At 45.4% G+C, this 21,988-nt stretch carries 21 protein-coding genes; 13 read left to right on the top strand and 8 right to left on the bottom strand.

Annotated elements, in window-relative coordinates:
• Positions 1–511: 511 nt before the first annotated feature.
• Complete coding sequence (locus tag J4N40_RS22430) at positions 512–2,482, top strand: replication initiator protein RctB domain-containing protein (protein WP_017635223.1); 1,971 nt, start codon at positions 512–514, stop codon at positions 2,480–2,482.
• Between the two features lie 289 nt (positions 2,483–2,771).
• Here J4N40_RS22430 and J4N40_RS22425 read toward each other — a convergent pair whose 3' ends face one another.
• Genes J4N40_RS22425 through J4N40_RS22415 form a run of 3 tightly spaced genes read right to left on the bottom strand, consistent with a single transcriptional unit; the run spans position 2,772 to position 5,022 of the window.
• Complete coding sequence (locus J4N40_RS22425; RefSeq protein WP_005374501.1) at positions 2,772–3,239, bottom strand: hypothetical protein; 468 nt, start codon at positions 3,237–3,239, stop codon at positions 2,772–2,774.
• The gene (locus J4N40_RS22420) at positions 3,239–4,171 is read right to left on the bottom strand and encodes an ATP-binding cassette domain-containing protein (protein WP_017821873.1); all 933 of its coding nucleotides are present in this window, start codon (positions 4,169–4,171) and stop codon (positions 3,239–3,241) included. The genes J4N40_RS22425 and J4N40_RS22420 overlap by 1 nt, the downstream gene beginning before the upstream one ends.
• Positions 4,172–4,173: 2 nt before the next feature.
• Positions 4,174–5,022, bottom strand: a complete 849-nt coding sequence (locus tag J4N40_RS22415) for an ABC transporter ATP-binding protein (protein WP_042522305.1) — start codon at positions 5,020–5,022, stop codon at positions 4,174–4,176.
• 361 nt (positions 5,023–5,383) lie between these two features.
• On the opposite strand from J4N40_RS22415, the gene J4N40_RS22410 reads away from it, so the two are divergent.
• Together J4N40_RS22410 and ribA are read left to right on the top strand one after the other, a co-directional pair.
• Positions 5,384–5,581 (top strand): PA3496 family putative envelope integrity protein, encoded by a 198-nt coding sequence (locus tag J4N40_RS22410; protein ID WP_005374493.1) that lies wholly within the window; start codon positions 5,384–5,386, stop codon positions 5,579–5,581.
• 238 nt (positions 5,582–5,819) lie between these two features.
• The gene (gene ribA / locus J4N40_RS22405) at positions 5,820–6,881 is read left to right on the top strand and encodes a GTP cyclohydrolase II (RefSeq protein ID WP_017635221.1); all 1,062 of its coding nucleotides are present in this window, start codon (positions 5,820–5,822) and stop codon (positions 6,879–6,881) included.
• Between the two features lie 68 nt (positions 6,882–6,949).
• Here ribA and J4N40_RS22400 read toward each other — a convergent pair whose 3' ends face one another.
• Positions 6,950–7,705 carry a substrate-binding periplasmic protein gene (locus tag J4N40_RS22400; RefSeq protein ID WP_213910614.1) on the bottom strand — a complete coding sequence of 252 codons (756 nt, stop codon included), beginning with the start codon at positions 7,703–7,705 and terminating at the stop codon, positions 6,950–6,952.
• A 68-nt stretch (positions 7,706–7,773) separates the two neighbouring features.
• Here J4N40_RS22400 and J4N40_RS22395 point away from each other — a divergent pair, with 68 nt between their 5' ends.
• From J4N40_RS22395 to J4N40_RS22385, 3 genes are all read left to right on the top strand, one after another.
• Positions 7,774–9,672 carry an ATP-binding protein gene (locus J4N40_RS22395; RefSeq protein WP_250654526.1) on the top strand — a complete coding sequence of 633 codons (1,899 nt, stop codon included), beginning with the start codon at positions 7,774–7,776 and terminating at the stop codon, positions 9,670–9,672.
• 100 nt (positions 9,673–9,772) lie between these two features.
• On the top strand, positions 9,773–9,982 hold the full coding sequence (locus J4N40_RS22390) for a DUF3283 family protein (protein WP_005374484.1): 210 nt from the start codon (positions 9,773–9,775) through the stop codon (positions 9,980–9,982).
• Positions 9,983–10,117: 135 nt separating this feature from the next.
• Entirely contained in the window at positions 10,118–10,834 is a 717-nt protein-coding gene (locus tag J4N40_RS22385; RefSeq protein WP_005374482.1) for a YebC/PmpR family DNA-binding transcriptional regulator, read from the top strand.
• Positions 10,835–10,906: 72 nt separating this feature from the next.
• On the opposite strand, the gene rodA is transcribed toward J4N40_RS22385, so the two are convergent.
• Positions 10,907–11,989 carry a rod shape-determining protein RodA gene (gene rodA, locus J4N40_RS22380; RefSeq protein ID WP_104980289.1) on the bottom strand — a complete coding sequence of 361 codons (1,083 nt, stop codon included), beginning with the start codon at positions 11,987–11,989 and terminating at the stop codon, positions 10,907–10,909.
• A 392-nt stretch (positions 11,990–12,381) separates the two neighbouring features.
• Between rodA and J4N40_RS22375 the strand changes: the two genes are divergently transcribed.
• The 7 genes from J4N40_RS22375 to J4N40_RS22345 are packed head-to-tail and all read left to right on the top strand — an operon-like array spanning position 12,382 to position 18,996.
• Positions 12,382–13,050: a hypothetical protein gene (locus J4N40_RS22375; RefSeq protein ID WP_104980291.1), complete on the top strand. Its 669-nt coding sequence runs from the start codon at positions 12,382–12,384 to the stop codon at positions 13,048–13,050.
• A 9-nt stretch (positions 13,051–13,059) separates the two neighbouring features.
• Positions 13,060–13,758 carry an ABC transporter ATP-binding protein gene (locus J4N40_RS22370; RefSeq protein WP_005448872.1) on the top strand — a complete coding sequence of 233 codons (699 nt, stop codon included), beginning with the start codon at positions 13,060–13,062 and terminating at the stop codon, positions 13,756–13,758.
• A complete protein-coding gene (locus J4N40_RS22365; RefSeq protein ID WP_250654525.1) occupies positions 13,746–15,014 on the top strand; it encodes an ABC transporter permease in 1,269 nt (422 codons plus the stop codon). The genes J4N40_RS22370 and J4N40_RS22365 overlap by 13 nt, the downstream gene beginning before the upstream one ends.
• Positions 15,007–15,792, top strand: coding sequence for an outer membrane lipoprotein-sorting protein (locus J4N40_RS22360; protein ID WP_085342431.1), 786 nt, complete (start codon positions 15,007–15,009; stop codon positions 15,790–15,792). The genes J4N40_RS22365 and J4N40_RS22360 overlap by 8 nt, the downstream gene beginning before the upstream one ends.
• A 45-nt stretch (positions 15,793–15,837) precedes the next feature.
• The gene (locus tag J4N40_RS22355; RefSeq protein ID WP_213896386.1) at positions 15,838–17,166 is read left to right on the top strand and encodes a hypothetical protein; all 1,329 of its coding nucleotides are present in this window, start codon (positions 15,838–15,840) and stop codon (positions 17,164–17,166) included.
• Positions 17,167–18,189 carry a sensor histidine kinase gene (locus tag J4N40_RS22350; RefSeq protein WP_250654524.1) on the top strand — a complete coding sequence of 341 codons (1,023 nt, stop codon included), beginning with the start codon at positions 17,167–17,169 and terminating at the stop codon, positions 18,187–18,189.
• Between the two features lie 15 nt (positions 18,190–18,204).
• On the top strand, positions 18,205–18,996 hold the full coding sequence (locus J4N40_RS22345; protein ID WP_250654523.1) for a LytR/AlgR family response regulator transcription factor: 792 nt from the start codon (positions 18,205–18,207) through the stop codon (positions 18,994–18,996).
• 140 nt (positions 18,997–19,136) lie between these two features.
• Here J4N40_RS22345 and J4N40_RS22340 read toward each other — a convergent pair whose 3' ends face one another.
• The 3 genes from J4N40_RS22340 to J4N40_RS22330 form a co-directional block, all read right to left on the bottom strand.
• A complete protein-coding gene (locus J4N40_RS22340; RefSeq protein ID WP_020195057.1) occupies positions 19,137–19,631 on the bottom strand; it encodes a peptidylprolyl isomerase in 495 nt (164 codons plus the stop codon).
• Positions 19,632–19,753: 122 nt separating this feature from the next.
• Positions 19,754–21,415 carry a methyl-accepting chemotaxis protein gene (locus J4N40_RS22335; RefSeq protein ID WP_250654522.1) on the bottom strand — a complete coding sequence of 554 codons (1,662 nt, stop codon included), beginning with the start codon at positions 21,413–21,415 and terminating at the stop codon, positions 19,754–19,756.
• Positions 21,416–21,590: 175 nt separating this feature from the next.
• Positions 21,591–21,977 (bottom strand): thiol-disulfide oxidoreductase DCC family protein, encoded by a 387-nt coding sequence (locus J4N40_RS22330; RefSeq protein WP_250654521.1) that lies wholly within the window; start codon positions 21,975–21,977, stop codon positions 21,591–21,593.
• Between the last annotated feature and the right edge of the window lie 11 nt (positions 21,978–21,988).

Genomic DNA, 21,988 nt, shown 5'->3' with positions numbered 1-21,988 from the left:
AGCGACTTGAATGTATTTTAATCAGATGAGTGATATCTCATCAATATGGACGCCAGAACGATAGATATATTGGCTCTTGATCATCGATCCGAGTATAAATAACATCACCAATGCACAATATAATCATCGTGAAGATCATTATTAAATACTGCATCTGTGGATAACCTGTAAAAACATCATGATCATCGTTTCAAGACTCTTTTGATCATCTTTTCATAACCTTAATGATCATGCTTACGAATAAATATGATCATGCTTTCAGGTTATTGTTGATCATACTTTCAGACTTCTTATGATCATAGTTCCGAAATAAATGGAAATAATAGTCTTATAGAACAAAAGCTTAGCGAAAAATTTCAAGCCAGATCATTAGATCATATAATCAATTAAGATCAGATTAATCAAAAAGATCAGTTATTTAAAAAACAATCTTTTTTCTTTATTTATGATCTGTTTTTCTTTATTCTTCGGAACCATAGCACAACTACGGCTAGTGTGATCTGGATCTAAAATGACGGCTGATGAAAAAATTCTGATTAAAGCACCGAGAAGCCACAAAGATGGCCATCTTTTTGAGGTACATGAATCCTCTGCGGATTGGGTAGAGCAGTACCAACATTTCAAAGGGGTGACCAAAAGCATCTTAGAGTTGCTTAATCTGATCTCATTACGAGGCTTCAGCAGCAAGGATGGTTTGGTTTCAACCACAGAGATTGTGGAAGCAACAGATGGGCAACTCACACGCGCAGCCCTGCAACAACGTTTGCGCGCGGCAGTAAATATTGGTTTATTTACTCAAACTCCAGTGCGTTTTGAAGAGGGACTTGCTGGTAAAACGATGCTACATAAATTTGTGAATCCCAATCAGCTTATATCTGTGTTGGGAGCAACAAGTCTTGTTACCGACAAAGTTCGCCAGAACGAGAAACAAAAACGTTCGAAAGCATTGGCTCAGACTCAAGTAAACAAACGTTTGTTGAATGAGCACGGGTTAAACACACCTCCCACGATGAAAGATGAAGCCGATCAATTTGTTGTATCTCCAACAAATTGGGCTGGGATAATTGACCAAGCACTTGCGCCACCAAGAACTCGAAAAAGTTATCAGAAATCCATGGTGTCGATCTCTGGCACAAAAGCCGTTATTGAGACGCGATCATCCAAAAATATCATGACTGTGGATGATCTCATGACCCTGTTCGCTCTCTTCACGTTAACGGTTCAATATCATGATCATCACAAAGATCAGTATCAGCTTGATGCGGCTCACGTACCAAACAAAACGCCGCTATACATCACTGATATTTTGTCGCTCAGAGGCAAAAAAGACAGTGGCCCAGCTCGTGATTCCATTCGCGATAGCATTGATCGCATTGAATTCACTGATTTTCAGCTCCATGAACTTACTGGACGTTGGCTAAGTGAAAACATGCCAGAGGGCTTCAAAAGTGATCGTTTTCGTTTTCTTGCTCGAACCATCACAGCCTCTGAAGAGGCACCAGTGGAGGGAAGCGATGGTGAAATTCGTATCAAGCCAAACTTATATATTTTAGTTTGGGAACCTTCGTTTTATGAAGAGCTGTTAACGCGCGATTATTTCTTCTTGTTTCCGCCAGAGATCTTGAAACAACATACTTTGGTGTTTCAACTGTACTCTTTCTTCCGTAGTCGCATGGTTCGTCGTCACACGGATTGCATGCTATTGAGTGAGTTAAACCAGAAACTTGCACGTAACATTGAATGGCGACGTTTCTCCATGGATCTGATCCGAGAACTAAAGCGTTTGTCTGATGGAAAAGGGAATGATGATCTATTCGTCGTTAATTTGTGGGGTTATCACCTGACGATCGAAACCATGATCGAAAATGACAAAGTGATGGACTACCAGATCGACATCAAATGTGATGTCGAAGAGGTCTTACGTTACTCACGTGCTCGTACAACCAACGCAGGCAAGCGCAACATGGCGCCTACGCTGCCAAACCCGCTTCGTAATGAGATGGTAACCCGACAGCAGCTTGAGGAGCTCTCAGGCATCATAGACGGCGAATTTGAGCCCATTCAACGCAAAGCACCGTCTCCAAGAGGAAATTTAGGGCGACGCGTGAAGCAAAGAAAACATTTGGTAGAGATCAATGCTGATGAGATCACCATTACTCTATCTAAATATACCTCACCAGAGGCTCTAGAACGCAGTATAACGGCTTTATCTGCGATGACAGGGCACTCGTATGCCTCAATCAAAGAAGAGTGCTCAGATTACATAGAGAAGCTCGATTGGCTAAGGGTAGGGGATGAGCCGATTCCTTATGAGACATTAAGTAAAACCGTCGAGCTGTTTAACACCCAGAACGATGTCAAGCATCTTACCATCGAGCGCTTGATTGCGGGGTTAGCGGTGCGTCGGAAAGTTTGTCGTCAAATCTTCGATGGTCACATGGATGAAATGGTATTTCGTGCCTTGGATGAAATGGCGATTTAAAAATGTCGCTTGATGTGTATCAAGCTATAGGTGTGATGTATCGGTTTGAAATGTAACAATGTCTTTCGATGATAAAAAACAGACTTAACTCTTACAAACCACTGACATTAGAAGCCAAGCCTAATACTACTATTTATCCCGAATAGACAACCTTTTGTCCTTTCTGATGATTAATAGATTGGCTCATATTGTTACATTCATTCTGAATAGACTTCGCGAGTTTCTCCTCAGGAAACTCGCTTTTTTTTACCTAAAATTCCGCTAATTAAGCCTTGATCATTTTTCCGGACTAATGAGGCAAACCTTGATCATGCTTCTTAGGTTCATTCCAATGTAATGAACGCATCAACGCAACATGTGATTCGATTAAGCTATGGGCTTGTTCCTGCCACTTGTTTTGATCACACTGCTGATTACAAAACTCTAACGCCACAACGGTGAGATGCTGAAGTCGTCTCAAACACCAATCTTTGATCAGAATATCAGTCGAGACTTGGCATGCTGCTTGTTCAAGCTTTGCACTCGTATAAAGCAAAGTTTGATATGCTTTCTGAGGGTCTTGGTACCTTGCATGTTGAAACACGCGTAAACATCCATCCAACCAGCAAGCAATCGCTTTACTTTGAAGATCACTCAATTCGGGTCCAAACACGTCATCAGGCACCTGATATAAGATCGTTTCCAATTTTTCTACTTGATCATGTTTCCGCTGTTCGTACCACATGGCGATTTGATCTTGCCAAGTACTCAAATCCATTACGCTGCCTCAGTCCATTGTTTTACATAGTGATTTGGTCCTATTTGATCAAATTCGTCGACAATTATGCTGCTACGTTGACGAATTTCATCGGCATCTATCGAATAGTTTGGTTCATTTTTCACTAAGTTACCAAAAGGTAAGTCAGGATCAGGAACGGCAGAAATCAACAGCTTAGTATAAGGATGCTGCGGGTTCTTAAGTATTGAATGAGTGTCGCCCCATTCAACGATTTGCCCTTTGTACATTACTGCGGTTTCTTCCGCGATGTAGTGCGCAGTCGCCAGATCATGAGTGATGTATAAAAAACCAATTCCCAGTTCTTGCTTCATTCGTTGCATTAAATTCAACACTCCCAAGCGAATAGAAACATCCAGCATAGACGTAGGCTCATCCGCAAGAATGATTTGCGAACCTACCGCTAAAGCCCTTGCTAAGTTTACTCGCTGACGTTGCCCACCACTGAGTTCGTGAGGGAACTTATTCAATGTCTCTTCAGGTAGTTCCACCAGCTTTAGGAGCTCTTCCAAGCGGGCTGGGATGTCGCGCTCGTTTTTGACTTGTTTATGAATTTTTAAAGGACGTGTTAGGTGATGGCGAATGGTATGAGTTGGATTGAGAGAGCCAAACGGATCTTGAAACACCATTTGTACTTTACTGCGATATTCTTGTAGAGCCGATCGTGACGTGATCTCATTTATGTCAGTGCCATTGAAAAGGATCTCGCCTTCCGTTGCAGGATAGACTTTGGTTATTAAGCGAGCGCAAGTACTCTTACCGCAGCCTGACTCTCCAACCAAAGCCAAGGTTTTTCCTGCGTACAGATCAAAAGTCACTCCTTGAAGCGCACGAAAGGTTTCCTCTTTCGCTAAACCACCGCCCACTTTGAATTCTTTAATCACATTTTTCATTTGGATGATAGGTTGACTCATGGTTACGCTCCTTGTAACTCTGGTTGTTTGTGGACGTCATGGATGTTTGGGAAAGAAGCCCATAGCTTTTGCGTGTAAGGGTGTTGAGGATGATTGCGTATATCGTATGCTCGATTGACTTCGACGATTTCTCCGTGACGCATGATTGCAATTCGATCACATAGTTGGCTCATGAGTGCCAGGTCATGAGTGATAAAGAGGACTGAAAAACCGAACTCATCTCTAAGCTGATAAATTTGCTGTAAAATTTCTCGCTGTACCACTACATCTAATGCTGTTGTGGGTTCATCCATAATGATCAGTTTTGGATTTAGAGACAAAGCAATGGCTATCACCAACCGCTGACGCATTCCTCCTGAAAATTGGTGAGGATATTCTGCTAAGCGTTCTCGAGGAATATTGACCAAGTCCAACAACTTTTCTGCTCTATCTTTTGCTTGAGCGTTAGTGAGGCCTTGATGGTGTCGTAACACATCTGCAAATTGCTCTTGTATCGTTAAGACAGGGTTGAGTGAGTTCATCGCGCTCTGGAACACCATGGCGATTTCACTCCACCTTAGAGCGGTCAGTTCAGAGTCTGAGATACTAAGGATATCCTTGCCATCAAACCATATTTTACCGCCAGAAATGAACGCTGGCGGCTTATGAAGACGATTTATTGAGAATGCGATTGTGCTTTTACCACATCCAGATTCACCGGCAAGACCAAATATTTCGCCTTTGCCGATATCAAAGCTGACGGACTTTACCGCATTAAAATCACCATTATCAGTGATGTAATCGACGCACAAATCTCGGATCTGGATGACCGGGTCATTGTGGTATGCATGACTTAAGTTAATACCATCCATATAAACACCTTACCAATCTAAAAGATAATTATTATCATTATCAGGTGTGGCGGTTTTTAGAAAGTATCAAACTATGAATCAGTGAAGTGACTCGAAAGTTAGGTGAAACAGGAAGTGGTGTAATGCGTCGTTGATAAAACTAAAGAAGAGCAGAATTGAGAGCTAGATCAGCACACTTTTCGTAGGGGGAATTACTCAAATTTAATCGTAAATTTGTCCCTTGGCAAAACTTAAATGATGAATCTATTAAGGAGTTAGCGAAAGGGCGGGAGGGGTCACATTTCCCTACAGTTTTTCTTACCACCTTGTTCCGGTTTTGCTATAGATTACGCATCGAAAACATGGTGTGTTCGGAGGAAATATGTCCATTAATTCTATCGACCATGACGAGATGACCAACATCGCTCACAAATGGGAATTACCTGATGAGGAAACCGTTGTGAAGCCAGAGAAAACAGTGAAATCAGCAGAAGCCAGAAGACGCATTGAAGCGTTACGTGAGATCCGTGAAAGTGGGTTGACCATTGAAGAAGCAAGGGAGCTTGGCTTGATACACTGATCGCCTCAGGTTGGTTTAGCAACCCATAGGGTAGTCGACGGACTGCCCTTTTTATTTTTTCACTCTATTACTCTCTTATTCAAACTCTCCATTTATCTGTCTTGCGCCTCAAAAGCACGAGTTTCACACTCACGTCCCGTCCCGAAGAAGTTTGACAATCTGACCTTGTGTTACTAGATATATCAGTAGCGATATGCTTTTTGTTGATTATCGCAACCACAAAGCAAGGAGCGCAAGTATGGTTGATCAAATCCTTTTTTATGAGCCCGATGAGCCCCACGGTTTTCTCTCAAATTTTTGCCATGCCCCAGTCAATATCTCCTCCCAAACTTGGCCCACCAGCGAACATTATTACCAAGCCCAAAAGTTTCTCGATGCTCAGTTGCAAAGTAAAATTCAGCACGCAAGCACCCCTGACGAAGCGTTTGCTTTAAGCCGCAAATACGAACACTTTGTCAGAAGCGATTGGGACGATATAAAGTTGGCTGTTATGGCTTTCATCGTTAGGGAAAAGTTTCTACAAAATCCACCATTAGCGCAGCAATTAATGAGAACGGGTAACGCTTGCCTAACAGAGCATTCTCATAAAGATGCCTTTTGGGGAGACGGGGGAGATGGTAAAGGAGAAAATCATCTAGGAGAGATTCTGATGAATGTGCGGGCAGAGCTGAGACATGTTGAGCCTTACAATCTCGTGAAGTTTATCGATAAAGCCAAATTGCCCACCCAGTGGGGCACATTTATGATGTACGGCTTTATTGAAGCCGCGACAAATAAAGAGCATCTTGCTCTGGTCTATGGTGAGCCAACAAAAAGTGCAGCTCCACTTATTCGGTTGCATTCGGAGTGTCTTACCGGAGATGCTCTATTTAGCACGCGTTGTGACTGTGGTTTTCAGCTTAATAGAGCGCTACAAAACATCGTCAAAGAGGGATGTGGCGTGCTGCTTTATTTACGTCAAGAAGGGCGTGGAATCGGCTTGATTAATAAAATTCGTGCCTATCACTTACAAGATGATGGCGCAGATACCGTGGAAGCAAATGAGCGTTTAGGTTTTGCCGCTGATATGCGTGATTACGCGTTCTGTAAAGGAATGCTAGAGCATTTGGGGATTGACGCTGTGCGTCTAATGACGAATAACCCACGCAAGCTCGCCGCCTTAAAAGCGGTTGATATTAACGTCATTGAACGAGTGCCATTACAAGAAGGGAATAACCCAAGTAATCAACATTACCTGCAAACCAAGGCGAGTAAATTGGGGCACATGTTTGATCCTAAGTTTGTTAACCACACTAAGTAAGTGCTACAGATTTCCCAGAAACAAAAACGCCAACGTATCATCGTTGGCGTTTTTGTTAATGATTTGATTCATTGATACTTTTGAATGATTTCATCAATTTCCCCTGAGGCTTTTAATTCAACGAGTCGTGTATTGATGTAATTTTGAGTTTCTGGTTGCATTTGAGGTGAAAAAGCTAGGTAGATTGAGTAGTCAGGAATAACCGAGCTGAAAGGCTGTATCTGAAAATTCTCTAACGGCAAATTGAGTCGCTTTAAGTTGTAAAGGACTCGGGATTCCATCTCGACAAAAGCTGTATCTCCAGGGGTTCGGCTTATCACTCGGTATGCGGCGTTGTAGTCTTTCACACGCATTTCATTGACACTGCCATTTTCAAAGAACGGTGTTAAATTTGGATAATCAAACCCCAGCAGTAATACAATAGAACGACCATGCATCGTATCCATATTTTTGAATTCTAAAGGCTTCTCGCTACTCGACACCAGTACATGTTTTACAGTGTAAATGGGCTCCTCAGATAAATTTTCCGATTGCACCTTGCCCCAGTTCGGGCTGCCATAAGTTAACCAGTTTGGCTCAGCGCCTTCTTCCAATATGGAAATCATACGTTTAAATGGATAAGTATGATAATTCACTTGGTAATCCGACTCCGCGAAGATAGCGCTGACGATATCGGTCACAATTCCGGAGTGCATTTGTCCCTGTTGTTCAATTTGAAATGGTCGAGCTTGTTCAGCAATGACGTAATAGTTCACTTGATTTGCGGTCACATGAGAACTTACAACAATGAAGCTAAAAGCCAATCTAAGTAGAAGTCTTTTCATCGTATCCTCGATTATTATTTGTGCGTAGCTATATTTAGAGTAGCGCAAGTTTATCGGAGCGGTTTCATATGGATGAAAAAGAGCGATCTCAACGTCGTTTTAGTATCGGCAACCAACTTATGTTGGCGGTATTAACGTTGAGTTTAATCTTTACGGTCATCATTTCTACAGTGAGCTTATATCGAGTTTTTCACGAAGATTTAGCCCATTTAGATGTTGAATTAAAGCAGGTTGAGTCTAGCTATTTATCGAGCTTTTCTGCGAGTTTGTGGGTAGAGGATAGGGAGCTGTTGCTGACACAAGCTCAAGGTGCAATGCGTATGCCCTCGGTGGACTACTTACGTATTGCTAGTGAAGACGAAGTTATCATTGAATTAGGTTCGGCGCTTTCTGAGGATGTTGTCGAGAGAAGCTGGCCGATGCAGTATCGGGTCGGCGATAAAACGTATGATCTCGCGATATTAACGGTTCAATCGGATCTTAGCGCGATATATGAAGATCTTTGGCAGCAGTTCTTTTTTCTACTTACGACAGAAGCGATCAAAATTCTTGTCCTCATCATTGGTGTTCTTTGGGTGGCGTTTCGCTTGTTGGTCAATCCGTTACAATTGCTGTCTGGTGCGGTGAGCGATTTTCGTGGCGGTACAGTGCCGAGTAAAGTGACTCTCCCTAAACGATGGTGCTTTGATGAAGTGAGTGTTTTGGCAGAGAAATACAACCGAAGTGTTGAGAAAGTGAAAGAGCACCAGACTGAGTTAGAGGCTGAACGCGATAGGGCAGAAGTCGCTAATCGTAAAAAAAGTGAGTTTCTTGCCACTATGAGCCATGAGATCCGCACACCGATGAATGGCATTATTGGTGTGTCGTCGTTGCTCAATGACACCGACCTCGATCCCCAGCAAAAAGAGTTTGTAGAGATCATTGACAGTTCTTCTCACTCACTAATGACGATAATCGACGACATTTTGGACTTCTCTAAAGTTGAAGCTGGCAAAGTAGAGCTGGAATACACGAGCTATGATCTTCGCGAGCTACTTGACGATGTCATCAGTTTACATAGTGTCAAAGCCAAGCAGAAAAACTTACAGCTGCTCAGCGATATTGATCCTCACTTGCCAATGGAAGTGCAAGGTGATGCCACACGATTGAAACAAGTTCTGAACAATTTGTTGAGCAACGCGATTAAATTTACCGAGCGCGGCCATGTGAAGCTTCTTGTAGCGTTATCTCGACTTGATGGAGAGACCGCTCATATCCGGTTTCGAGTTGTGGATTCTGGTATTGGTATTGCGAAAGAGTACCAACAAGCAATCTTCGAACGCTTCCAACAAGCTGATGGTAGTACCACCAGAAAGTATGGTGGGACAGGGCTTGGTTTGGCGATAGCTGCACAGTTGGTTAACTTGATGGGAGGGGAAATACAACTAACAAGTGAGCTTGGGCTGGGAAGCTGTTTTGAATTTTCGATTCCTGTTGCTGTAATAAATGCGCAATCGACCTATACCGACCAACTTAATGTATTAGATTTCCGGAAAGCGGAAGACAACGAAATCAGCCCTCAAGATAATGATAAACCTTGGGTACTGGTTGTTGAAGATACCATCGTCAATCAGAAGGTAGTTCGCATCATGTTAGAAAAACTGGGTGTGCGAGTGAGTGTCGCCAACCATGGCGAAGAAGCATTGCAGCTGTGTGATCAGCAGCCTTTCGATTTGATTTTTATGGACTGCCAAATGCCTGTGATGGATGGGTTTATTGCTACGGAACGAATTCGAAAAATGGGAGAGTGGGGGAAACACGTTCCAATTATTGCGCTAAGTGCCAATGTCATTAAAGAGGATCAGCAACATTGCTTCGATGTTGGGATGAACGAGTTCGTGGCTAAACCCGTTACCAAGACTCGATTACAACAAATATTCGAACAGCATTTACCAAAAGCACTGAAAATCAGCGCTGTGCCTAAATAGTTAACTTGAAATCGATCAAGTTAAGTGCGTTTCTATTCTGTAATTGTAACTCTGTGTGATATAGTGCCCGGCTAGTATTTAAAGTACCTTGAGGCTGTGAATGTCGTTTAATCTATCCCTATTGCCGCCTGACGAAAAAAACAAAATCGAACTGGATAAGCAGGCGTCGTTTTTGGTTTGGAAGCTCAGAGAGGCCAAATCTGGTCCTGAAGCAATAGAAGAACAGTTGTCCAAGATTAACGATGCTGATGAAAAGGCGTTTTTCCAGCAATCGGTCGAAAAGTACAAACGAGTAATGGGTGTCGCTTAACGCGAACCGTGGCAATGGTTCAATCCAATGTGACGAATGAGGTAACCTCCCTATTCCTTTGCTAAGCGAAATTGAAAAGGTTTCGCTTTTTGCTAAAATCCTTCGCATTAAATTTGAATTTAGAGAGACATCCCGATGGGAAGAAGTTTTGAAGTGCGCAAAGCCTCTATGGCGAAAACTGCAGGCGCGAAAATTAAAGTTTATTCCAAATACGGTAAAGAAATTTACATGTGCGCGAAAAACGGTGGTGGTGATCCAGACATGAACTTGTCTTTGAAACACCTGATCGCAAAAGCGAAAAAAGACCAAGTTCCTGCGCACGTTATCGATAAAGCGATCGACAAAGCGAACGGTGGCGGTGGTGAAGACTACACTCCAGCACGTTACGAAGGCTTCGGCCCTGGCGGTACTAGCGTTATCGTTGACTGTCTAACAGACAACGGCAACCGTACTTTCCAAGATGTACGCCAATGCTTTGTGAAAGTCGGTGCGAAAATTGGTGTTGAGGGCTCGGTTTCTCACATGTTCGATCACCAAGCGGTATTCCAGTTCAAAGGCGACGATGATGAAATCATCCTAGAAACGCTAATGATGGAAGATGTAGACGTTACTGACGTTGAGCTAGAAGACGGTGTTATCACTGTATTCGCACCTCACACAGAATTCTTCAAAACAAAAACTGCGCTTAACGGTGCATTCCCAGATCTAACGATCGATGTTGAAGAAATCACATTCGTTCCGCAAACTCATACGCCTGTATCGGGTGAAGATGCTGAGAAGTTCCAGAAATTCCTAGATCTTCTAGATGACTGTGATGATGTTCAGCAGGTTTACCACAACGCAGAGCTGTAATTAATTCGCTCATATCGTTGTAAAAAGGCTTCCTCGGGGAAGCCTTTTTTGATCGCTTTTTCTCAAGCAGAGCTATACGTTACGATATTTGGAATAACACAGCGACATGATTACACCAAAACAGATACCTTGAGTTAGCATCGCCGTGCCGCCATAGCTAAAGAAGGGAAGTGGGCTACCCATTACTGGCAACAAGCCACTCACCATGCCCGTATTGATAAAAGCATACAGAAAAAAGCTCATCGCTAATGCGCCACTTACCAGCCGACTAAAAAAGTGGTCAGACTGACATGCAAGCAACATAACGCGTGCAGTAATAAACAAGTACAATGCGAGTAAGACTAAACTGCCAACAAAGCCCCATTCTTCCGCATAGGTCGAAAAAATAAAGTCCGTATGACTTTCTGGAATAAAGCCAAGTGTTCCCTGCGTTGCATTCATCCAACCTTTGCCTTTCATACCGCCTGAGCCAATCGCAATCAAAGATTGGATGATTTGGTAGCCCGAACCCAGTGGATCGGACTCAGGGTGCAAGAACTGTGTTACACGGCTCTTTTGATAGGTTTCCATAACGAAGAACCATAAAATAGGTGCTAACGTTAAAATGCTCGCAATAAACCCGCAGATTATTTTCCAGCTCATGCCAGCCAAAAACAAAACGAACAATGCATAAATGATGGTAAAAACTGCACCGTCTAAATCCGGTTGTAGCGCGATTAACCCGGCAGGAATCATTGTAATAAGTAAGCAAAATGCAATTTTCCGACTGTCTGGTCGACCTCCTTCAATATGCAGCATCCAGGCGATCATGATTGGAATGGAAAGTTTGATTAGCTCAGACGGTTGAAAGCGGAAGAAGCCGATATCGAGCCAACGTTGAGAGCCATTGGTGCTATCACCAAATAAAGCGACAGCAAGTAGCAGAGCAACCGCAATAATGTAGAGATATGGAGCTGAGCGCTGATAGCTGGACGCTGGAATCGAGGACATGACCAAGATACAAACTAATGTCAGTCCGCAGCGCGCCAAATGTTTGAAGAGCATCGCCTCATTAAAGCTACTGGCACTCCAGAGAGTGAGCGAACTTAACAGCATGATCGGAATGATCGCCATGAGTAGTGGCAAATCAACTCTTGGGAAATAACGCTTATTCATTTTCAACGACCTAATAACGCACCTATTTTGAGTGCGAAAACAACTAAAACTCGAAGAGTTCAAACTATTCCGATGCTAAGAATCTCGATTTCGAAACAACAGACACCATGCAAAGGTGTGTAAGAAAGGAGAGTGCGCACTGTCTGTTATGGGTAGCTGTGGGATGGATAAATACACTAGCCTCAGATTTTAAGCCAGTGTTTTTATTGTGACTGCCGTAAAAATGTAGCGTTACGAATGAACGGAATTGTATTTTCTGTTTAAGTGAATGTCATTCATCCTCTCTCAATACCATTCACTCCGCATAACTGCCATTGGTCGCATGCAAAAGCAGCGTGCGATCTTCTCCCTTAATCTGAAACCATCAAATCACGTTCAACTAAGGACAGTACATGATGGTTTCTCAATTTCGCTCAATCAAAGCTCTTAAACTGGCAAGTACCTTTATCGCCGCATTTGCACTCAGCAGCAATCTGACTCTGGCTAACCCAAGCGAGCGCACACTCAGTCAATTCAACCAAGCGGCGCAGGGTGACTCTGGTTTAGTTGATACCGTTTACGGCGAATTATCCAAACAACTTGAAGAGCAGGGCGCTACGCCGGTGACTTTGGTGTATTTAGGCAGTGCAGAGACGTTGCAAGGTCGTGAGGCGTTTATGCCTTGGAACAAGATGAAGTTCACCGAGCGCGGTCTTGCCACAATCCAAAAAGGTTTGGACCTAATGGCGAATCAGCCAGTACCACTGCAAGAGCAACAACGCTTACAAGGTTTGCCGGAATATCAACTAGCCACCGCTATGGCAGCTACTACGTTTACCTCTCTGCCAGACATGTTCAATCACTTTGAGCGTGGCTACGAGCTGTACCTTTCTCTGCTCGATGAACCGAGTTTTAGTCAGCAACCTTTCGCGGCTACTTCGTGGATTTACCGTTATGCCATTGAAGCGGCACTGCGCGCTGAAGATGTTCAACAAGCCAAAATATGGTTAGCGCAAATGGAGCAATTGGGCGACAGCAATCTAGAAACGCAAACCGCGAAAGCGTTGCTAGCCAAGTATTAGGGAGGCGTCATGATCGTTTTTAATCAACTCAGTCGCGATTACGCCCTTGGCAACCAAACGGTGCGTGCATTGCGAGACGTGTCTGGTGAAGTGTTTGCCGGCGAAATGGTGGCATTGTGCGGGCCGTCTGGTTCAGGCAAAAGCACCTTACTTAATGTGCTTGGCATGCTGGATACTCAATACCAAGGTCAGGTGACATTTGCAGGCAGCCCATACCCAACCGGACAAATGCAGGCTGCAAAAATGCGCCGTGAAAAGCTTGGTTTTGTATTTCAAAAATTCAATCTTGTGCCCGTGATGACAGCGTTAGAGAACGTGGCGTATCCGCTACACCTCAACGGTTTTTCAAAAGCGGAACAAACCGAGCTCGCTACACAAATGCTAGAACACGTTGGCTTGGGCGAGTTTATTCATCACATGCCCGATAACTTGTCGGGCGGTCAGCAGCAGCGTGTGGCAATTGCTCGTGCGTTAGTACACAAACCGGCGTTGGTGATTGCCGATGAGCCAACCGCAAGCCTTGATAGCCAAACTGCCAACAAGGTCATCGACATTATGAAAGGGCTCGGACACGAGCTAGGCACCACTTTTATCGTCGCCACTCACGACCCTCGCATGGCATCCCGTTGTGACCGCACCATTGAGTTGGTGGACGGCAAGATTACCCAAACGCACGCAAGTGTGGAGGAGGTTTCATGGGCAAGCTAATTCCTGTTCCCGTTCGCCTTGCTTGGTTGAACCTACAACGCAATCGCCGCCGCAGTTTGTTGTCGATGCTGATCATCGCCATTGCCGTGTTTGCCTTAACCAGTGCGGGCGGTTTTGGTCTGTACACCTACGACAGTTTGAAAGAGTCGACAGCGCGTGACACGGGGCATCTGACGTTAACCACGCCGGGTTACTTCGCTAAAGAAGAAGAAATGCCACTGAGTAACGGGTTAACTCATGCTGACGACATCACCAAGCAATTGATTGGGTTGAATGAAGTGCGAGGTGTGCAGCCTCGAGTTGAGTTCAGCGGTTTGATTTCCAACGGCAACAAGTCATCGATCTTTATCGGCATTGGTGTTAACGAACGCGAATTCGATATGAAAGGACCGTTTTTGGACGTGCGCGAAGGGCAAACGCTGTCCAACATTCATGCATCGCGTTATGACCCTACAGAGCCAGAAGTGATGCTTGGCGTTGATTTAGCGAACAACCTAAGCGTGCACGTTGGCGATTGGATTACCTTGCTGGCGACCACTACCGATGGCGCATTGAATGCGTATGACTTCAAAGTACGAGGCATCTACTCAACAGGCGTGCCTGAGCTTGATAAACGCCAGCTTTACGTACACATCAACAGCGCGCAATCGCTGCTCGGTTCAGACAAAGTCAGCGCGTTATCTGTCTTTCTGTTCGATACCAGTTTAACTAGCCAAGTCGAGCAACAAGTGGCTTCGGTTTTGAGTAAGCAAAAGCAGAACTTTGGCGAGCAAGATATTGAGATCACGCCTTGGCAAGAACGTGCGTTCTTCTATCTCAAAGTGAAAGATTTGTACGACCGTATCTTCGGCATCATGGGAGCAGTAATGGCGCTGGTGGTCTTTGTCGCCCTGTTCAACACCATGACCATGTCGGTAACGGAACGCACCCGTGAAATTGGCACCCTGTCAGCACTTGGTAGCTACCCTCGCGAAATCATTGCTGGGTTCTTGCGCGAAGCAGGGTTACTTGCCGTGATTGGCAGCTTAATCGGCGCTTTGTTTACTGCGTTAGTCACCGTCTTACTGATGGTCGTGGATGTGCAAATGCCGCCACCGCCAGGACGCACAGAAGGTTATCCATTGACGATTTACTTCTCTTGGGAGCTGGTCGCTGTCGCAGGATTCGCAGTATTGATGATTTGTTTGGTTACGGCGTTTTTCTCGGCGCGCAAAGGGGTGAACAAGCCAATTACGGAGGCACTGATTTATGTTTAATTTCAAATCACTATTACCAATTGCACTGCTGACGGTAAGCGGCATGGCAAGCATGAATGCCAGTGCGAATGAAACAGCGCTAGATGCACAGCAAGTCGCGCAATTGATTGAAAAAGCGGATAGCTACCGCTTGCAAGATGATTCCTCCAAAGTGGTGTCTCTGGTGCGCTTATATCAAGACCAAGAGTTAGATAAAACCCGCCTTTACCACGTGTACACACGCCCAAATCGAGAATCGCTGGTGGTATTCAAATCGGCGGTTGAAGCAGGGCAAAAGATGTTGATGATGGGCGACAACTACTGGCTACAAATGCCGAAGAGTCGCCGTCCGATTCGCATTACGCCAATGCAGAAGCTGCTTGGTGAAGCGTCTATCGGCGACATCTCAACTCTGACGTGGAGCCAAGATTATCAAGGTGAATGGAAAGCGACAGAAACCGTTTCGGTAAACGGGGAAAGTGTCGCGGCTTATCACCTTGCTTTAACCGCGAAAACCAAAGGGGCGAGCTATCAGAAGATCGACTTGTGGTTGTCTGAGCAAGATGCGTTTCCAATTAAAGCTGATCTTTACCTGCGCTCTGGCAAACTCGCCAAGCAAGCGCAATACGGACGTGCAACTGACAACGGTGAAGACTACGTCAGTGAGATGACCTTGCTTGATAGCATTCAGCCGAGCAAAAAGACCGTTATCGAGTACCAAGAAATCGTGCCTTGGCAGCTAGATAACAAGTTCTACAACCCAAGTTATTTGCCGAAAGCCAACACGACTCAGCTTTAGTCTGAGCTTCGTAAATAGAACCATGAAAACGAGCAAGGAAGTCACATGAAATCGCACCAGCCTAACCTTAACAAAAGCACCAGTTTGTTGATTGCTGCGTCGTTGTGTGTGGGCGCAGCAGCCCCAGTTTTTGCCAATGATGAGCTGAGTTTTGAGTGGGATTGGGCTGTCAGTTACGAAACCGCTAAGCAGCGTGACAGTGCGTTTATGCAGGCGCAGGGCAGTTCTCGTGATTCACTTAATGCACTGTTGGATGTGCAGGTGAATTATCAGAACTTTAGTGGCTTGTTTGCTCTGTACAGCCAAGGGTTGTACCTCAACCAACAAGGAGAGAGTGATTGGTGGAGTGAAGCTGATAACCAACTGTTGATTCGAGAGTTGGCTTGGCTAGGGGAGTGGCAAGTCGGTGACACTACACTTGATGTGAGTTTGGGTAAGTTGCGCGTGGATTGGGGAGTGGGTTATGGCTACCGACCTTTGGACCTGTTTAAGCCTTATCGACAAAACCCGGTTGGCTTAGTCGCAGAAGAGGGGGCGGGCGTGTTTTCACTTTCACACTACGATATGGCCGGCGAGTGGACAGTCATTGCGACGGATTCAAGCTGGGGGCAACAAGACCAGAGTGCACTTGATCAAGCCGCAGAGCAGCAAGGTGTTGGTATTCGTCGTTATGCGCTGGTGGGTGATACCGAGTATCAACTTATTGGTTATTACGATGATGTGCGCCGAGGTTTACTCGGAGCCAGTGCCATTGCGGTGTGGGATGAATCCATCGCCATGCACGGTTCCATGCTGTGGCAAAAGCAAAGTGTTGGCTATCAGTTTCAGCAGGGTGATCTTTACCAACCCGTTTCGGTTGAGGAGCAGGGCAGCGCATTCCAAGCCTTAATTGGATTGAACTGGGCAAACCAAGCTGGACACAACGTGATTGCTGAATATTGGTACGACAGCCGTGCATGGTCGAAAAGCGAATGGCAACAAGCAATAGAACGTGGCGAACTACTCTCTCAAACCCTTAATCCCCAAACGTCTCTACTTGCAACAAGCTACGCTCAAGGGTTTCAGCATGCCAATATCGTTCAGCATAACGTAATGCTGCACTGGAGTTGGGATGTAGAAGCATGGGCTGCATGGAACGGCAAAGCGGATATGGGCTGGCTAAGTGATGTAACTCCTACGTTGGATGTGATGTTGTCGCCGCAAGATGGCGGTGTGATTGTCACGCAGTGGCTTAACTACCAATGGATTGATACTGGCGACCAAAGTGTAGAAGTGGAAGTTGCCGCACGCTTTTTAACCGGAGACGACCAATCTGCTTACGCACAAATCAATGATAAGCATATGATTGTATTTAACATCAAAGGGAAATTCTAAATGTGTTCAGCAAAATCAGTGGTGAAAAGTGGATGGCCGCGTAGCTTATTAGTGACCACGGCATTTTGTCTCTTTATCGCAGCAATGACGCTCTCGGTTTGGGGCGGTCCATTTTACATTCATGTAGCGGTTAGCTTTGGATTTGGCTATTCAGCTATTTTTTTCTCATGGCTTGTCGACCGCCTGTTTCCTACCATTCCTCGTTTGGCGGAAGTGGCTATCTCGCTGACGGCATGCCTACTGTTTGGTGTGGTGAACGCTCAGCTTTGGCTTGGGGAATACTTCGGTATCTCAAGTATGCTGTCGGTTGGTCTAATGGGATTGTTATTCAGTGCCATGTGCTTTTTCTATTTCTATTCACGCGAGCAACATGCGATCGCTCAGCGAGAGTTGGAAGCCATCAAACGCGAGAAAGCAGAGCAAGATCGTGCGCTGTTGCTGAGTCAGCTTAAGCAGATGCAAAGCCAGATTGAACCACATTTTCTATTCAATACCTTGGCGAATATCAGCGCGCTCATGTCGCAAGATGTTGATAAAGCCAAGCTGATGTTAGAACAGTTAACCGCGCTGCTGCGAGCAACGCTCAAAAGCTCACGTGAAGAGCACACCACCATAGACAATGAAACGGCGTTACTTGAGGCTTACTTAGGCATCCAACAAACTCGTTTGGGTGACCGACTCAGTTACAAGGTTGAAGTGGAAGAGGGGTTAGGCAGAACCGAATTACCGCCGATGATGCTCCAACCTTTAATCGAAAACGCCATCATCCATGGTATTGAGCCGAAGCGAGAAGGTGGCGAAGTCAGCTTGCTCATAAAGCGCGAACAACAGAACTTGAAGATTGAAGTCAGAGACACAGGTGTTGGCTTGAATCACGTTAGTGGGCACATGGGCTCTGGCGTGGGTTTAAGTAATCTCAAGCAGCGAGTTGAAGCTTTGTTCGCAGGACAAGGAGAGGTTTCTATCAGTGAGTCTGCTCAGGGTGGCGTTTGTGTTCGCCTGAGTTGGCCAATGGAATCGTAATCAAGGAAGAAAGGAATGAATACAGGGTTTACAGCCATTATTGCTGATGATGAACCGCTATTGAGGCGTCATCTAGATAAAAGCCTAGCTGAAGTGTGGCCAGAGCTAGAGGTGATAGCCAAAGTCGCGGATGGTGAACAAGCGTTGCAAGTCATTGAGCAAAACCAACCTGACATTGCGTTTCTTGATATTCGTATGCCAGTTCTGGATGGCATGACACTAGCGCAAAAACTCAATCAACTCGCCAATCCACCTTTGATTGTGTTTGTCACCGCGTACGATGATTACGCCATCAAAGCCTTTGAACAAAATGCCGCCGATTATTTGCTCAAGCCTATCTCGGATGAGCGCCTCCTGACAACGTGTGAAAGAGTGAAAGCACGCCTTGCTAAGCGAGAACAAGAAAGCAGTAATGTGCAGATGAGCAGTCTGTTAGAACAGTTGCAGCAATTATCCGCGCCACAAACGCCGCAATATCTTCAGTGGATTAAAGCGACGCAAGGGGAAGACATTCATCTGATCGCCACGTCTGATGTGTTGTATTTCAAAGCGGAAGAAAAATACGTTTCTGTGTATGCCCAACAAGGACAAGGCAAAGTGCAGGAGTATTTGATTCGTACATCTTTGAAAGAGTTGATAGGGCAGCTTAACCCAGAACAGTTCTGGCAAGTACACCGTTCAAGCGTGGTGCAAGTGTGCAAAATTAACAAAGTAAACAAAGACTTTGCTGGCAGAATGTTTGCTCACGTTGGAGAGAACAAGCTCCCGGTGAGCCGTGCATCTCAAAGTTTGTTCAAAGGGATGTAATCGCTAGAACTGCTCACTTTTTACACTGTAAACTCGCTGCTCATTTTTTTCAGCAATAAAAACAAAAAGCGCCTAGGTCATAAGACGTTAGGCGCTTTCTTCGTTTTATAGCGACGATTTCTCTGCAGAGGCGAATGGGTTTATTCGCTGATCGTCACTTTCTCGATAATGATTGGATCGCATGGCACATCATCGTGACCAAGCTTAGAGGTCGTTTTCACTTTCGCGATGCGGTTTACGACATCCATACCCGCGGTCACTTTACCAAACACGGCGTAGCCCCAGCCTAGGTTGGTAGTTGCGGTGTGGTCTAGGAAATCATTGTCTTCCAAGTTAATGAAGAACTGTGCTGTTGCAGAGTGCGGAGCATCGGTACGCGCCATTGCGATAGTGCCAACAAGGTTCTTTAGACCACGGTTTGCTTCGTTCGCGATAGGGGCGCGTGTTGGCTTTTCTGCCATGTCTTCGGTATGACCGCCACCTTGAATCATAAAGCCATCGATAACGCGGTGGAAAATGGTGCCGTTGTAGAAGCCATCTTCACAGTATTTTTTGAAGTTCTTTGAACTAACTGGTGCTCGTTCTAGGTTCAGTTCAATCTCGATGTCACCGAAATTGGTGGTCATAATAATCATCTGGTTTTGCCCTTGTGGGTGCTTAGTTGGCGGCATTATAGCTAAGTCGCATTATGATAGCAGAAATAAAAACAGCGACGTTTTGGCGTCGCTGTTTGCATGTTGAGTGTTTGAGGAAAGCTCTAGACCGTAAAGCGACCGACCAAGTCGTACAGTTCGTTGGCTTTGTGGTTAAGGTTGCCACTGCCTGCACGGTTTTGATTCGCAAGGCTTGCCGACTGACCGCTTTGTTGAGAGATCACTTCAATGCGTTGTGAAATCTCTTGCCCAACTTGGCTTTGCTCTTCGGTTGCCGTTGCGATCAGGGTGTTCATGTCCATGATGTTAGCAATTGCGGCTTGGATTTCTTGCAGTGCGGCAGAGGCAGCTCGTGCTTCCTCAACCGTTGCTTCACCACGCGCTTGGCTTGAGCCCATGGCTTTCACTGCCGCATCCGAGCCAGACTTCAATTGCTCAATCATTTGGTGAATTTCGCCTGTGCTGTCTTGAGTGCGACTTGCCAGTTTACGAACCTCATCGGCAACGACTGCGAAGCCGCGACCTTGTTCGCCTGCACGGGCTGCTTCAATGGCTGCGTTCAGTGCCAATAGGTTAGTTTGCTCGGCGATGTCTTGAATAACCTCTAGCGAAGAAGAAATGTTTTTTACGTCGCTCTCTAAACGAGAAATCACCGTGCTGGCTTCTGACACTTCTAGCGCGAGCGCTTCGACAGAGTTCGCTGCTGAATCAACAATGTGTTTTGCTTGTTGTGAGTTTTCATCGGCGTCTCTGGCTGATTGCGCTGCTTGGTTAGCGTTGTTTGAAATCTCGTGCGCCGTTGCTGTCATCTCGGTCATTGCCGCAGCGACCTGTTCGGTTTCTTCACGTTGACCTGAAGCTAACTCGTCCACTTGCGATGCACGCTGTGACATCTCGTTGGTCTCTGAAACCACTTCTTGTCCGACATGGCTAACACTCTTGATGATGCCTTGCAGGCTTTCAACGAAGATATTGAAGTTGCGGCTCAGCTGCGTGAACTCCGGCACGCTCGATTCTTCCATGCGCGCGGTTAAATCTGCATCGCCTTGTGCGAAAGAGTGAATTGAAGCATCAAACTGCTCAATAGGTTTCATGATGCTGCGGTTAACAAATACGGCAAAGACTGCAACTATCGCTGTTATCGAGGCACAAAACAGGGCTATTGCCGTCAGTGTGGTGTTGAGATCTTCGTGTGCGGCTTTTCCCATGTCTGCCACAATGGCGTCGATATCGTCCGTGTAGAAACCCGTTCCCAACATCAAGTCCCATTCAGGAATAAAGACTGAGTAGCTCAGTTTCGGTAGTGCTTCACTCTGACCGAGTTTCGGGAAGTAATAAGTCGTGAACTCGCCAGTTTTGGCATTTTTTAACAAATCCTGAATCAGGTAATTGCCTTTCTTGTCCTGCAAGTTATAGAAGTTTTCCCCGATGCCTTTGGTGTTTTTACCCACCACGACGCGAACGCCTTTTGAATCATAACCAAAGATGTAGCCGGATTGACCAAACTCTAGTTGTTTCAAGATAGGCAGAGCCTCTTCCAGTGGGGCATTTTGTGCGAGTAGCGGCTCGACAGCGGAACGCGCCATTTGGACGTAGTTTTTGAGCTCGGCTTTTTTCATCTCCATCATTTGACTTCGAGTCTGCTCAATCTCGTGTTCGTTGTAGGCTGTGGTTTGTAGATAGGTGAACCACATCATGCCTATTGCCATGGTTAGAATTGGAATTATTGAAAGGATATATAGTCGCTTTCTGATCGTCAGATTCATAGAGACGTCCTTCTCTCGGCGCAGCGTTACAAGTGACAAGCTGAATAAGCTTGCCTGATAAAATTATTAATACTTATTGTTGTAATGCTTAGAGATTAACCGAGTTAATCAATCAGAAGTACTGGAAGTTTATAAATTTAGACTAAGGTCGTAGCATTTTTAAGCAGGATCACAATTAACGTGAACACGAACCGTTATTGCAGCGAGAAGTGCCCGTTAACCAGTAGGAGACGCGGTAACGGTTTTTGGCAAATTTGAGGTAAAGCCAATCCGCAACAGGTTTGACAGCGCGCCAACGCAGCGGTGCATACAACCAACCGCTACCGACCAGTTGCCATGCGCGATGAGTCACATCCAACCCAAGCAGAAGCTCTCCCTTATCGTTGAGGGCATGCAAAATGGTGTTGGCTTGCTCCGGATCGATCTGCGGATAAGCGGCGAACGCCTCGCTGTAGATATCGACGGTTTTGATTTGCTGCTCGGCATCGCGTTGTTTTAGCGCCTTCATCTCTTTGGCACAAAGCGGGCAGGTTCCGTCATAAAATATGGTGAGTTTTGTCATTGCGGTTTTCT

The sequence above is a fragment of the Vibrio sp. SCSIO 43097 genome (assembly GCF_023650755.1).
Lineage (GTDB): Bacteria > Pseudomonadota > Gammaproteobacteria > Enterobacterales > Vibrionaceae > Vibrio > Vibrio alginolyticus.
The sequence above is the reverse complement of the archived record's forward strand: the minus strand, read 5'-3'. Positions and strand labels throughout refer to the sequence as shown.

Excerpts from the sequence above, each read along its gene's own strand:
- J4N40_RS22430 (WP_017635223.1), top strand. The coding sequence starts at position 512 with ATGACGGCTGATGAAAAAATTCTGATTAAAGCACCGAGAAGCCACAAA.
- J4N40_RS22425 (WP_005374501.1), bottom strand. The coding sequence starts at position 3,239 with ATGGATTTGAGTACTTGGCAAGATCAAATCGCCATGTGGTACGAACAG.
- J4N40_RS22420 (WP_017821873.1), bottom strand. The coding sequence starts at position 4,171 with ATGAGTCAACCTATCATCCAAATGAAAAATGTGATTAAAGAATTCAAA.
- J4N40_RS22415 (WP_042522305.1), bottom strand. The coding sequence starts at position 5,022 with ATGGATGGTATTAACTTAAGTCATGCATACCACAATGACCCGGTCATC.
- J4N40_RS22410 (WP_005374493.1), top strand. The coding sequence starts at position 5,384 with ATGTCCATTAATTCTATCGACCATGACGAGATGACCAACATCGCTCAC.
- ribA (WP_017635221.1), top strand. The coding sequence starts at position 5,820 with ATGGTTGATCAAATCCTTTTTTATGAGCCCGATGAGCCCCACGGTTTT.
- J4N40_RS22400 (WP_213910614.1), bottom strand. The coding sequence starts at position 7,705 with ATGAAAAGACTTCTACTTAGATTGGCTTTTAGCTTCATTGTTGTAAGT.
- J4N40_RS22395 (WP_250654526.1), top strand. The coding sequence starts at position 7,774 with ATGGATGAAAAAGAGCGATCTCAACGTCGTTTTAGTATCGGCAACCAA.
- J4N40_RS22390 (WP_005374484.1), top strand. The coding sequence starts at position 9,773 with ATGTCGTTTAATCTATCCCTATTGCCGCCTGACGAAAAAAACAAAATC.
- J4N40_RS22385 (WP_005374482.1), top strand. The coding sequence starts at position 10,118 with ATGGGAAGAAGTTTTGAAGTGCGCAAAGCCTCTATGGCGAAAACTGCA.
- rodA (WP_104980289.1), bottom strand. The coding sequence starts at position 11,989 with ATGAATAAGCGTTATTTCCCAAGAGTTGATTTGCCACTACTCATGGCG.
- J4N40_RS22375 (WP_104980291.1), top strand. The coding sequence starts at position 12,382 with ATGATGGTTTCTCAATTTCGCTCAATCAAAGCTCTTAAACTGGCAAGT.
- J4N40_RS22370 (WP_005448872.1), top strand. The coding sequence starts at position 13,060 with ATGATCGTTTTTAATCAACTCAGTCGCGATTACGCCCTTGGCAACCAA.
- J4N40_RS22365 (WP_250654525.1), top strand. The coding sequence starts at position 13,746 with ATGGGCAAGCTAATTCCTGTTCCCGTTCGCCTTGCTTGGTTGAACCTA.
- J4N40_RS22360 (WP_085342431.1), top strand. The coding sequence starts at position 15,007 with ATGTTTAATTTCAAATCACTATTACCAATTGCACTGCTGACGGTAAGC.
- J4N40_RS22355 (WP_213896386.1), top strand. The coding sequence starts at position 15,838 with ATGAAATCGCACCAGCCTAACCTTAACAAAAGCACCAGTTTGTTGATT.
- J4N40_RS22350 (WP_250654524.1), top strand. The coding sequence starts at position 17,167 with ATGTGTTCAGCAAAATCAGTGGTGAAAAGTGGATGGCCGCGTAGCTTA.
- J4N40_RS22345 (WP_250654523.1), top strand. The coding sequence starts at position 18,205 with ATGAATACAGGGTTTACAGCCATTATTGCTGATGATGAACCGCTATTG.
- J4N40_RS22340 (WP_020195057.1), bottom strand. The coding sequence starts at position 19,631 with ATGATTATTATGACCACCAATTTCGGTGACATCGAGATTGAACTGAAC.
- J4N40_RS22335 (WP_250654522.1), bottom strand. The coding sequence starts at position 21,415 with ATGAATCTGACGATCAGAAAGCGACTATATATCCTTTCAATAATTCCA.
- J4N40_RS22330 (WP_250654521.1), bottom strand. The coding sequence starts at position 21,977 with ATGACAAAACTCACCATATTTTATGACGGAACCTGCCCGCTTTGTGCC.